The sequence below is a fragment of the Wenzhouxiangella sp. AB-CW3 genome (assembly GCF_014725735.1).
Taxonomy (GTDB): domain Bacteria; phylum Pseudomonadota; class Gammaproteobacteria; order Xanthomonadales; family Wenzhouxiangellaceae; genus Wenzhouxiangella.
This window is the reverse complement of record NZ_CP061368.1, coordinates 3,177,618-3,189,810: the sequence shown is the minus strand read 5'-3', so window position 1 is coordinate 3,189,810 and position 12,193 is coordinate 3,177,618. Positions and strand designations below refer to the sequence as shown.

At 64.0% G+C, this 12,193-nt stretch carries 7 protein-coding genes; 3 read left to right on the top strand and 4 right to left on the bottom strand.

Annotated features, from left to right (window positions below):
- Positions 1–23: 23 nt before the first annotated feature.
- On the bottom strand, positions 24–527 hold the full coding sequence (locus IC757_RS13765) for a DUF456 domain-containing protein (RefSeq protein ID WP_190974864.1): 504 nt from the start codon (positions 525–527) through the stop codon (positions 24–26).
- 129 nt (positions 528–656) lie between these two features.
- Between IC757_RS13765 and IC757_RS13760 the strand changes: the two genes are divergently transcribed.
- The gene (locus tag IC757_RS13760; protein WP_190974863.1) at positions 657–2,381 is read left to right on the top strand and encodes a hypothetical protein; all 1,725 of its coding nucleotides are present in this window, start codon (positions 657–659) and stop codon (positions 2,379–2,381) included.
- A 214-nt stretch (positions 2,382–2,595) separates the two neighbouring features.
- Here the strand turns inward: IC757_RS13760 and IC757_RS13755 are convergent, their stop codons facing one another.
- The 3 genes from IC757_RS13755 to IC757_RS13745 form a co-directional block, all read right to left on the bottom strand.
- Positions 2,596–3,000 carry a hypothetical protein gene (locus tag IC757_RS13755; protein ID WP_190974862.1) on the bottom strand — a complete coding sequence of 135 codons (405 nt, stop codon included), beginning with the start codon at positions 2,998–3,000 and terminating at the stop codon, positions 2,596–2,598.
- A gap of 124 nt (positions 3,001–3,124) precedes the next feature.
- Positions 3,125–6,442, bottom strand: coding sequence for a UvrD-helicase domain-containing protein (locus tag IC757_RS13750; protein ID WP_190974861.1), 3,318 nt, complete (start codon positions 6,440–6,442; stop codon positions 3,125–3,127).
- Entirely contained in the window at positions 6,435–9,053 is a 2,619-nt protein-coding gene (locus IC757_RS13745) for a PD-(D/E)XK nuclease family protein (RefSeq protein WP_190974860.1), read from the bottom strand. The genes IC757_RS13750 and IC757_RS13745 overlap by 8 nt, the downstream gene beginning before the upstream one ends.
- A gap of 378 nt (positions 9,054–9,431) precedes the next feature.
- Between IC757_RS13745 and ilvD the strand changes: the two genes are divergently transcribed.
- Both ilvD and ilvC read left to right on the top strand, forming a co-directional pair.
- Complete coding sequence (gene ilvD / locus IC757_RS13740; protein ID WP_190974859.1) at positions 9,432–11,159, top strand: dihydroxy-acid dehydratase; 1,728 nt, start codon at positions 9,432–9,434, stop codon at positions 11,157–11,159.
- Positions 11,156–12,172 (top strand): ketol-acid reductoisomerase, encoded by a 1,017-nt coding sequence (gene ilvC / locus IC757_RS13735; protein ID WP_190974858.1) that lies wholly within the window; start codon positions 11,156–11,158, stop codon positions 12,170–12,172. The genes ilvD and ilvC overlap by 4 nt, the downstream gene beginning before the upstream one ends.
- Positions 12,173–12,193 lie beyond the last annotated feature (21 nt).

The following is a 12,193-nucleotide window of genomic DNA, read 5'->3' as shown; positions in this document are numbered from 1 at the left end:
CCTCACACTTAACACTTAACCCCTCACAACCACCAAGCCACCCCAAACCAAACCAGCATGACAAACGCAATCACGATCTTCGAGATCGTGCCGACCATGACGCCGATGGTGGCCCCCACACCGGCACGCATCGAATCATCCAGGTTCGCCTTCCCGATCAGGTGGCCGACCACCGCCCCCACGAACGGCCCGAACAAAATGCCCGGCAGGCCGAAGAAGATGCCGACCAGCAGCCCCACGGCCGCACCCAGTATGGCCAGCCGTCCGGCACCGAAACGTCGTGCCCCTTCGGCTGTAGCCAGGAAATCGATAATGACCGACAGCATCGCCAGCACGGTCAGCCAGGCCAGCGTCCAGAATCCCACCTGCGCGAAACCATCCAGCCAGGCGATCAGGATCAGCCCCAGCAACACGATGGGCACGCCCGGCAGTACCGGGAGAATGGTTCCTGCCAGGCCGACCAGGATCAATACGATGGCCAGTACCCATGCCGGCCAGTAGAGTAGTTCCCAGCTCAGCCATTCCATACTAGACGCTCTCCTGATATCAGTCGCTTCATTCTATCGGTATTGCTGCCGAGGTGATTGTTCTGCTGGATAAATCGGGTAAAATCGTGGCTGGGAGATTGTTGCCGTAGATGGCGTAGGGAGTAGAGGGTGTCGAAGAGTGTACTGAATCTAAGCATAGATAATCGCTATGCATATCCTTTCATCATTCTGGCCGTTCTGGCGGTGGTGGTCTATTTTCTGACCAGTCCATTGCTGGTCCGTCCGTTTCCCGATCGATTCGTGACCGATGATGACGGACAGTTGCTGGTTCGGGTCGCGGGTCAATGGATGGCGGTGGACGAAGAACGCAGTCTCGATTTCCGTCCCCGCGGCATCGAGCGCTATCAGGGCGCCCTGCTGGAGCTCGGGGACGGCAGCTGGCTGATCAACACCGGCGGGAAGTCCGTTTCTCACCGTGACAGAATCCGGCGTTTCCTGAGGCACTCGCCCAGTGCCGGCGGCACAAGCACCATCGAGCATTGCCGGAATGGACTGCGACAATGTGATCGCTGGGGGGCAAGCGAACTCGAGCTCAATGACGATTTCGCCATGGTGTCCTTGCCCGACGAACGCTTCGCCCTGGCCGACACCGGTCGACACAAGGTCTACCTGCTTGACGGCAATGGCCGCATCCTGGATCGGTACCGGCAAGCCCGCTTCCCCAATGATCTGCACTGGAGGGACGATGCCCTGTACCTGGTCGATACCAATGGCCACAGGGTGACCCGGATGTCGGTGGCCGGCAACCGTTTCGGCGAATCCGAGACGGTGTTTCGCCTGCTGGAGCATGACGCGACGGATAGACGGCGCATGCCGATTCGACTGGGTTTTGCCGATGGCTTCTGGTGGTTGGTATCAACCAATATGGCCATGAAAGACGGAGAGCTGTTTCGAATCGACCCCGACTGGCAGCGTGTTCATCGAATCGCCGATCCCATGCTCACCGATGTGGTCGGACTGACAGCTTACCGCGAAGGCCTGATGCTGGCCGTTCTCGGGGCAGACGAGCTGTTGTACTTCGATCCTGCCGACGAGTCTCTTACCCCGGTCGAGCCACCCGGTCTTGGCCCGTACCTGGAAGAGCTTGGCGATGAGGTGGCGGCCCGAACCCGAACCCTGTGGTTGCAGATGGCCCTGTTGCTGTCTCTGGCCGGTGGTTTTCTGCTCTTCGGCCTGCGTCAAGCCAGAGCGACTGAAGACTCAGCCGAACCAGCAGAAGCTTCCGCGCATGCTGTGGTTGCCGAGGATGGGCCCTACTGGTTCGAGTATGATCTGAAAACCATCAGAAGCCTTCGTTTGACCACTAATTTCGGGCTGGCGGGCATACCTTTGATGTTAATTGCAGTGATTTGGTATACCTTCACCTCGTTGACGGGTGCGGCACCCGAGGATCAAGCCAGTACCATGAATCACTTGCTGATCATGACGTGGGGCATGTTTCTGATGTTGAGTGCATTCATGACGGTTGCCGCCCGACAGATCGGCCGATGGACCCGGTATAGACTGGGTATGGAAGAACAGCAGCTTCTGCTGGCGATAGACGATGAAACGGTGTGCCGAATCGAGCCGCGCGAAGTACAGTACGGCACCAACGCAATGCTATGGGATCGGCATTTCGTACCATTCCGGCTTGGTAATGGCAAGATCCTGATTAACGATAAACAGTTTGATCGGAGACTGATGCCCCTGCTGCAACGTCATGCGAAGTGGTTGACACAGAGTCAGCTGTTTCTGACCCAGCTCGAACGCAGGGATCCCATGGTGGTGGCACCAATGCTGCTTGTGCTAGGCATCACCGGGCTATGGTTTTATGTGAAGTATTTCGTCGGCTGATTAAGACTTACTCCGCCTGGAATCTATCGGCGAACAATGCGGGAAGGACAACTGCCCCGACCTCGGTGTCATCAGGGGGTGCCCGTCGTGTGCGACCATGAAAGTCGTCAGTGGCGCGCGGGTCGGTCGTGATGGCGCCCACCAGCGCGCTGGTTCCCTGTTGGGGCGTGAAGTCGCCGCCGGCACTATCCACGAATCAGCTTTCTCAGATCAGTCAGTCGTCGGAATTTTGTGCCTCGCCTACCTGCCTGGGATGTAGCTGCCAGCTGTCCTTGCTGATCCGATCTCCTTCGGAAACCCTGCGGTACATGCTGGAATGCACCTTGACACGCTGTAAGTCCCCATCCGGGGTCTCGATCTTCAGCCAGTAGTTGGTGCGCCGACGTTCCCGCTCTCCGGGGTTCTCATGGTCCGGGGGATCCCTGAAGAAAGCCAGCCAGTTGGCGGTGGTCTCCTTGGCTACCACTTCGCCCTCATAGCTCTGCGAGAAGCGCCAGAAGCCGGTGCCCACCTGGTGCACGACACCCAGCACCAGCGCGATGGCCAGCACGATGATGACCCACTTGACCAGGGGATAGAGCGGATGATCTTCGTCGAAATGAAAGTCGAAGGTGGCCATGGTATTACCCGACGGAAGCCCGAAGACCACATTAACCCAGGAGTCGCCCCGATGTGAAGAGCCGGGCTCACCCCTGCATTGGCATCATGCCCGGTTTGATCTTTCGAGGTGCCCGTCGAAACGATCAGACTTCCTGCAGTGCCTGGTGTCTGGGCAGGTACAGTGCGGTACGTACCGGGCGGTCTTCCATGGCCTCGAACAGTCGGCGGTAGAGATCAAGCTGGTCGCGGTAGCGCTTTGCCTCTTCGGTCAGAAAGTGTTCGAGATTGCCGCCTTCGTGGAAGCCGGACTTGTAGTCGATGATCCAGCGTACGCCCTTGTCGTCGACGAAGGTGCGGTCGACGATGGCGTTGACCAGTTGACCATCGATCATGCCGCTGACTGCGAGTTCGCAGCCGGCATCATCGTGTGTCTCGCTCAGTATCCAGCGCCCGCTGTCGCTGTCCAGCGTCTGTTCAAAAGCCTTCCGCACCACGGCTGCAAGGTCTTCGACTTCGTCATGGCTGGTTCCCATGGTTTGCAGCAGGGCGGGGATGCGATCGAGCAGTCGCTGTCGCTGCTGGTCGGTGAATGATTCGATGCCGATGCGCCCGACCTGTTCGAGCAGCCGGTGCAGAACGGTGCCGGTGCGCCGGGCCTGGACGCCGGCCCAGTTGAACTCGATTTCGATATCGGTCTCGCGCGGCGGCAGTCGTGGCGTGAAGGCCAGCGCCGGAGTGGTTGCGGGTGCCCAGCCGGCCGGTGGGTGTTTCAACGATTGATCGGGACGCCCGTTGTTGGAACCTGTCGTGTCCGGCTCGGGTGCCTCGTTCAGCGCGTTGATGAATTCCTGGCCCAGGGTGGGCCAGAGGTCAGCCAGCAGGCTGTCGGATGCCGGTTTTTGCTTCTTCGGTTCCGGGTCGAGTACGGTGGACAGCACCAGGTGTTCTCGGGCGCGGGTCGCGGCCACGTACAGAAGACGCTGATGCTCGAACCGGTCGCGCAGCTTCTGTTCGCGGCGAATCAGTTCATTGAGAGGCGGGTCGGTTGCTTCATTGGCCGAGCGCAGCGGTGCCAGCAGTACCTGCTCGCTGCCATCATCAGGCGTGAACGGCAACCAGTTCAGCAGGCTGCGATCCTGTCCGCGCGTACCGTGGCCCAGCCCGGGCAGCACCACCAGGTCCCACTCCAGCCCCTTGGCGCCATGCATGGTCAGGATTTCGAGCTGCACCGATTCGCTTGGCGGATCGCCTTCGGTCGACAGTCCGTCCAGCAACTCCTCGAAGTCGTTCCAGTCGTCCAGCAAACCTTCCTGTTCGGCCGTGGCCAGGGCATCGAGGTAAGCGCCGGCATCACGCAGCGCGGCTTCCGGGTCGCTACTGCACTGCGGGCCGCCCAGCCGGTGCCAGCAGCCCTCGACCAGTTCGCGCAACGGTCTTCGCCGCCAGTGGTCCTGGGCATTTTCCAGCGCCTCGGCCACCCGCAACACGCGAGCCCGCGACTCGCCGGTCAGCCCATCCAGGGCATCGGCATCCAGCGGGTGCTGTCCATTGGTCGCCAGCGTGGTCAGGTCGGCCAGGGTGGCGCCACACAATGGTGAGCGCAGTACCGAATAAACCGCGGCGCGATCGGTGGGATGGACAATGGCGCGGGTCAGCGCCAGCAGATCCTGGACCACCGGCCGGGTCTGCAGCGGATCGAGCTTGACGGCCCGGTAGGGAATGTTGTGCCGGGCCAGTGCCGGCAGGATATCGGCCAGGTGGCTGCGGGCCCGCACAATAATCGCGGCCTTGTAGTCGGGCCGATGCTGGTTCTCCGCCAGGGCGGTGGCGATGGTTTCGGCCACCGCTTCGGCTTCGCTGGCCCGGTCGGGCCGGGCCAGCAGTTCGACCTGCCCGCCACTGCCCAGCCCCGGTTCGGAGGGCGCATAGGCCACGGCCCCGGCCGAGATATCTTCGGTGGCCGGAAACACCGGCCCCAGCTTGCGATTGACCCAGTCGACAATCTCGGCGCGCGAACGAAAGTTGCTGGCCAGGCGACAGTCCTCGACTGACTGGTCACCGATGCCCGCTTCGCGGGTGCGAATGAACAGGCCCACCTCGGCTTCGCGAAAACGATAGATCGACTGCATGGGATCGCCCACCAGAAACAGGCTGCGCGCTTCATCGGCCTGCCAGCCACCGACCAGTCGGGTCAGCAGTTCGAACTGCGACCAGTTGGTGTCCTGGTATTCATCGACCAGGATGTGTTGAATGCGGCGGTCCAGGTACAGGGCCAGATCGGTATAGCCGCTGTCCTCGTCGCCCAGTCCGCGCAGCGCGGCCCGGCTGAGCCCGGTAAAGTCCGACTGGCCGGCGGCGGCGAACACCAGTTCCAGTTCCGCCGCGCTGCGTTCGAGCACGCGGATCAGTGCCGCCAGGGTGTTCCATTCATCATCGCGGTAGCGCGGCTCGGGCATGTGGGCGGCCTGGTGAATCAGGTCCGCCAGGTTCTCGTCATCGCCAATGGCTGCAAGAACATCGCTGAGCTGTTCTTTCTCCGGGGTCTTGGGTGGAAAGCCCTGTTTGATGGTGATCTGCTTGAGAAACTTCCCTTCCTTGGTGAGCAGCATCCTGGCCAGACCGCGCCAGTACGGCAGGTCGGCCGGGTCGGCGCCGGGCAGGGCGGTGATGTCCGAGCAGGCCACGATGGGCGACGACCGCCCTTCACCGTGAAGCGTATCGGCCGCGAAGCGCAGCAACCGCAATATGTTCTCGGCTGAAATGCAAGCCTTGGTCAGGGCATCGTTCAGCGCCGCGGCCGCCTGGTCCAGGCCGCTGACCACGCGCTGGTGAAGAATGTCTTCCAGCGCCTGGCGGTCGGGTGTTCCGTGAATGCCCAGTGCGCGCAGCCACTGGTCGCGGCTGCCCAGCAGGCCGACCAGCAGGTTCTCGATATCCTGGGTGCGGTGGTCGCGCCAGCGCAGCAACTGTTCCAGGTCATCGGCAATCGGGTCATTGGCGTCCACGGCGCCCAGCACGCGCCGGGCGGCCTCGCGGTAGAGCTTCTGGTTGTATTCCACCGGCGCGGGCACCGGACCGAGCTGGCTGGCCACCGGCATGGTTCGGGCCAGGTAATGGTTGAAACTGTCGATGGTGCGGATCAGCATGCGCTGCGGGTTTTCGCGCAGGCCCCAGTCCGTGACCCGATCCTGCACCGCCCGCGCCTTGGCCAGCGCCGCCTGCTCGTGCGGTTTGTCGCTGTGGAAATCCGGGTCCAGATACTTGAGGATACGCGCGCGCATCTCGGCGGCCGCCTTGCGGGTAAAGGTGATGGCCAGAATCTCTTCCGGTGCGTCGACCACGGCCAGCAGACCCAGGTAGCGTTCGACCAGCAGGGTGGTCTTGCCCGACCCGGCCGGTGCCTGCACGATCACCGAGCGGCTCGGGTCGACGGCGCGTTGGCGCTGCTCCAGGTCACTCATCGTCTTCTCCGGTCAGGCGGTCTTTTCGCTCATGTATGCGACACATTGGCTGCAGATGGCAGTATTTGCAGACATCATGGTGGCGCGGGTCGACCGCGGCCCGGCCCTCGACAAACTCCGCGGCCAGTGCCTCGAGTTCCGCTTCCCAGTCCCTCAACAGGTCCTGCCAGGACTCGGTTTCCTTGAATGGCTTGCGCGTGATCTGCCCGATGACATCGATCCCGTGGACTTCCGGGTTCACCTCGGCCAGCCCTTCGAATGCCATAGATTCGGGCTTGAGCCGGGCAAAGGCCAGGGCCACCGGCCTGGGGCGCAGACTGATGGCATAGGCGGGCATCTGCACGTCGGCCAGCCGCGCGTCCGGCGCCCAGCCATTGCGAGCCGCGTTGCCGGTCTTGTAGTCGATCAGCAGTTCCCCGCCGCCTTCGATCTCGTCGATGCGGTCGATTTTTCCGCTCAAGTGAAGTCGGCCGAACTGCATGTCGATGGGCGCTTCCAGGCGCTTGATCGAAAACGGCCCGCGCGTCTTCTCCAGCTCCAGCCAGCGCGTCAGGGCGCGTTTCAGGCAATCCAGCTCCAGTTTGCGGCCCCGTTGTCCCAGGGTCAGCCGATCGCGCTGCTGCCAGTCGTCCATGGCCGCTTCGGCCGCTTGATCGATGCGGGTCTCCAGACTTTTCGGGTTCAGGGCCAGCAGGGTGGCCTGGTCGGGAATGTCTTTCCAGAAGCGTTCCAGCGCGTTGTGCAACAGGCTGCCGCGGGCGCGGGCATCCAGCCCCGGCCGTGGTGGCCGGGTATCCTCGGCGCCCAGCCGCCACACGGCAAAACCCTTGAACGGACAGTCGGACTGGTGCTGAAGCAGGGCCGTGCCGCCGCCGCTTTGGTCCTGTTCCAGCGGCGGGGCCTGGCTGTCGTCTTCGATCTGTTCCAGTGCCACCGGCTCGACGGGATCGGAGACGTCGATCATTTCACCCGCCGTCCCATCGATCAGGGCCGTGCGCTGCAAGGGTTCATCCGCTTCCCCGCGGGCATGGCTGCCCATCACCTCGGGTGCCGTACGGCATAGTCCATCGAGTTCCTGGCGGGCACGAATCAGGCTGGCCTCGCTGCTGCCTCCCGGCAGCCCGGCCTGCAGCCGGGCCGGAATCAACGGGTCGCGGCGCACGCGGCCGGGCCAGTGCTCGCTGTCCAGTGTGCTGATCCAGACCGCATCGAAGCGCTCGCCCAGTGCTTCTTCCACGCCCAGCACTTCAATCGCGGCACCGGGGTTGCGCTCGCGAAACACCACCGAGCCGGCACGGTCGGCCAGTGCCTGCCGGGCCTGTGCCCGGGTCAGAGGTTGTTCATGCACGAGATCCAGGGCGCTGAACTCCTCGAGCAAATCGTGCCAGCGTTGCAGGGTCTGGTATTCGCGGCTGTTCAGCGCTCGGCCATGGCCAAACCCCAGCGCGCTGAGTTCCAGTTGAAAGTGTCGGGCCCAGTTCGATGGCCAGGCGCGATCGGGCTGTGCGCGTCGCTGGTTCTGCCAGTCCACCAGCTTGCGTCCCAGTACGACCGCCTGGCCCTTGCTGGCCTGATGCATCAGCTCGCCGGCCGTGATCGCGTAGGGCGAGCGCTGGGCCAGCAGCGCGCGCACCGCATCGCGAGCGCGCGCCTCTCTGTTCCAGCCATCGAGAAATGGCGAGCGCAACAGCCGCCCGGCTTCAGGCTGGCTGATGCGCCAGGGCTTGAGTGCCAGCAGGCTCAATGCATCATCAACCAGCGGCCAGTCCGACAGCGCGTGGCCTAGTGATACATGCCAGGCCCGCGAGCTGGCGGCATGCAGCGCAAAACCCGGAGGATCGAAAACCCGCTGGAACTGACGCTCCACCTGCAGCAGCCGCTGCCGCAGGTCCGGCACGACGATGCCGATGCGGGCGTCGGGATCGTGCTCCAGTTGCTTGCGCGCCCAGCGCGCGGCGGCGCATAGTTCAGCATCCGGCAAGTCAAACTCCAGAAGCTCCGGCCGTGCGGCTGGCCGGTCGTCTGCCTCGTCCTTGCCAACCTCACTGCCGGCCGCTTCTGCGGCCTTGATGATGGCGGCCTGCAGGGCATTCATGGGCAAATCGAAACCGCGCAGCAGCAGTTGTTTCGGAACGTCCAGCCGGCCCTCGCGGATCAACTCCGGCAGGCGTGCGGCCAGGCTCCAGTCATCGACCAGCCCGCGTTCCCGGCAAAGAGACTCGAAGCGCCCGACCCAGTCGCGAAAGCGGCGTTGGTCCTCCGATAGCCAAATGGATTCCCAGTCGCCGGGGTGCGGCAGCCGGTGTTCATGAATCAGTCGCCAGGCCGCCTGGGCCAGTTCGGCCACCCGGGGCTCGCCGATAAAGATGTCCTTGTCGATCACCGAACGCCAGAGCACCAGTGCCTGCGAAGCACTGACCGGTATGCAGTCATCGTCGCCGTCAAGAAACCACTGCTCGCGCAAGCGCGACAGCCAGGCCGGAAACGACAACACCTCGGGTTGCCGCCAACTGACCCGGTTGTGCTCGATGTTCGTGGCGGCGACTTGCCGCAACACCGACCGGGCCAGTCGGGCCGTCGGCGTCAGAATCAGGGAGCCCTCATCAATCATGTGCCCATTATGCCCAAGCCGATTCTCAAAACCTGAGAAGCAAGCGGCAGCCTGTCCAAGGATTCTTTTTTGAATTTGGGGGTTGACATTGGTTTGAAAATGCGCGCATGCTAAAAACCAATGAACGGCCAGACCTTCAATTCGCCTTCGACTTTCCGCGCCCGCAACGGCGCTGAAGGCGTGATTCTGGCTGCTTCCCGCCAGCAGGCCGTCGCGCTCGTACTCGTACTTATTATTTCCATTCTCGTACTTACCGGGACAGGTAGCGGGTACGTCTAGCGCAAGCACCAACAGCCAACAGACCTTCAGAAACCCCGCTACCGAAAGGAGCGGGGTTTCTTCGTTTTTGGGCTCGACAAACGGATCAACGAAGAAACAATGCAAAGCGACAAGATCAAGAAAGGGCAACACCGGGCACCGGCCCGGGCCATGCTCAAGGCCACCGGCCTCAACGACGAAGACATCGCGCGTCCCATGGTGGCCGTGGTCAATACCTGGAGCGAGGTCACGCCCTGCAACCTGCATCTGCGCGAGCTGGCCGAGCCGCTCAAGGCCGGGATTCGCGCCGCCGGCGGCACGCCCATCGAGTTCAACACCATCCTGGTGACCGACGGCATCGCCATGGGCAGCGAGGGCATGCAAGCCTCGCTGATGTCGCGCGAGACCATTGCCGATTCCATCGAACTGGCCGTGCGCGGCCATTGCCTGGATGCCGTGGTCGTGCTGGCCGGCTGCGACAAGACCCTGCCGGCCGCGGCCATGGCGCTGGCGCGCCTGGATCGTCCCGGCCTGGTGCTCTACGGCGGCTCCATCATGCCCGGGCGCCATCACGAACTGGCCATCACCATCCAGGATGTGTTCGAAGCCGTCGGCGCCTGCGCGGCCGGGCGCATCGACGAGAACGAACTGGAAGAGGTCGAGAACTCGGCCTGCCCGGGCGCCGGTGCCTGCGGCGGCCAGTTCACCGCCAACACCATGGCCCAGGCGCTGACCGTGCTGGGGCTCTCGCCCATGGGTGCCAACGACGTGCCGGCGGTGCATCCCGACAAGGCCGAACAGGCCCGGCGCTGTGGCGAACAGGTCATGGCCATGTTCCATCGCGAGCACAGCGCGCGCGATTTGATCACCACCGAGTCCATCCGCAATGCCGCCACCGTGGTCACCGCCACGGCCGGGTCGACCAACGCCATCCTGCACCTGCTGGCCATCGCCCGCGAGGCCGGCCAGGTCTTCGAGCTCGACGAGTTCGACCAGATTGCGCGCAACACGCCGGTGATCACCGACCTGAAACCCGGCGGACGATTCATGGCCCCGGACCTGTTCACCGCCGGCGGCACGGCCCTGGTGATTCGCGAACTGAGCCGGGCCGGGATGGTGAACGATGCGCCCACCTGCACCGGCCAGACCCTGTTCGCCGAAACTGCCGATGCCCGCCCGGCCGACGGTCAGCAGGTGGTGCGTCCGGCCGACGATCCGTTCAAGCCGCGCGGCGGCTTCGGCGTGCTCTACGGCAATCTCGCCCCCGAAGGCTGCGTGATCAAGCTGGCCGGTCATGGCCGCCTGGAACACGTGGGCCCGGCGCGGGTGTTCGACGGCGAGGATGCCGCATTTGCCGCCGTACAGGCCGGCGAGATCCAGCCCGGCAACGTCGTCGTGATCCGCTACGAGGGCCCGAAAGGCGGCCCCGGCATGCGCGAGATGCTGGCCGTGACCGCCGCGCTGGTTGGGCAGGGTTTAAGCGACTCGGTGGCCCTGGTCACCGACGGGCGCTTCAGCGGTGCCACCTACGGATTCATGATCGGCCATGTCTGCCCGGAAGCCGCCGATGGCGGTCCGCTGGCGCTGCTGGCCGATGGCGATGAAGTGCGCATCGACGTCGACGGCCAGCGCCTGGACACCGATGCCGGTATCGAATCGCGCCGCGCTCAATGGCAGCCGCCCGCACCGGCCGTGACCCAGGGCGCCTATGCCCGCTACATCGCCCAGGTCTCCAGCGCCTCGACCGGTGCGGTGACCGCTTTCCCGTTTTCCACGCCGACCCCTTATCGGCAACCCGAACGCCATTCCCATCGCAATCCCCAACCTGAAAGGAGCACAACCGCATGAAGATCTGGACCGAAGCCGACCACCACAACAACGCCCTGGCCGAGACCACCATTGCCGTCATCGGCTACGGCAGCCAGGGTCGCGCCCATGCCAACAACCTCGCCGAGTCCGGCTTCAAGGTCATCATCGGCGCCCGCCGCGACGGTGTAAGTTGGAAACGCGCCGGCGACGACGGATTCGAGGTCGCCGAACCGGCCGAGGCTGCCGCCCGGGCCGGGTTGATCGCCATGCTCGCACCCGACATGGCCCAGCCCGAAATCTACCAGCAGGTCCAAGCGCGTATCCGGCCCGGTTCGGCCCTGCTGTTCGCCCACGGTTTCAACATCCACTTCGGCTGCATCCGCCCGCGCGCCGACATCGACGTCATCATGGTCGCACCCAAGGGGCCGGGCGATCTGGTTCGGCGCCAGTACCAGGAAGGCCGCGGCGTGCCCTGCCTGCGCGCCGTCGAGCAGGATGCCTCCGGCCAGGCCCATGCCCGGGCGCTGTCCTATGCCCACGGCATCGGCGGTACGCGCGGCGGCGTCATCGACACCAGCTTCCAGGAAGAAACCGAAACCGACCTGTTCGGCGAGCAGGTGGTGTTGTGCGGCGGCACCGCCGAGCTGGTCATCCAGGGCTTCGAAACCCTGGTCGAGGCCGGCTACCAGCCCGAGGTGGCCTACTTCGAGTGCCTGCACGAGCTCAAGCTCATCGTCGACCTGCTGCACGAAGGCGGCATGGCCAAGATGTACGAGTTTGTCTCCGACACGGCTGCATTTGGTGATCTCACCCGCGGCCCGCGCATCATCGACGAGTCCACGCGCGAGCGCATGCGCGAAGTGCTCGGCGAAATCCGCACCGGCGAGTTCGCCCGCGACTGGATCCTGGAAAACCAGGCCGGCCTGCCGCGCCACCGCGCACTGATCAAGGCCCGTACCGGCCACGAGATCGAGCAGGTCGGCAAGGCCCTGCGCGCGCGCATGAGCTGGCTGCAGGCCGGGGCCGACAAGTCCCGCGAACAGGCCGCCTGAGCTCTCGAGGAGGAACCGTCC

Excerpts from the sequence above, each read along its gene's own strand:
- IC757_RS13765 (WP_190974864.1), bottom strand. The coding sequence starts at position 527 with ATGGAATGGCTGAGCTGGGAACTACTCTACTGGCCGGCATGGGTACTG.
- IC757_RS13755 (WP_190974862.1), bottom strand. The coding sequence starts at position 3,000 with ATGGCCACCTTCGACTTTCATTTCGACGAAGATCATCCGCTCTATCCC.
- IC757_RS13745 (WP_190974860.1), bottom strand. The coding sequence starts at position 9,053 with ATGATTGATGAGGGCTCCCTGATTCTGACGCCGACGGCCCGACTGGCC.
- ilvC (WP_190974858.1), top strand. The coding sequence starts at position 11,156 with ATGAAGATCTGGACCGAAGCCGACCACCACAACAACGCCCTGGCCGAG.
- ilvD (WP_190974859.1), top strand. The coding sequence starts at position 9,432 with ATGCAAAGCGACAAGATCAAGAAAGGGCAACACCGGGCACCGGCCCGG.
- IC757_RS13750 (WP_190974861.1), bottom strand. The coding sequence starts at position 6,442 with ATGAGTGACCTGGAGCAGCGCCAACGCGCCGTCGACCCGAGCCGCTCG.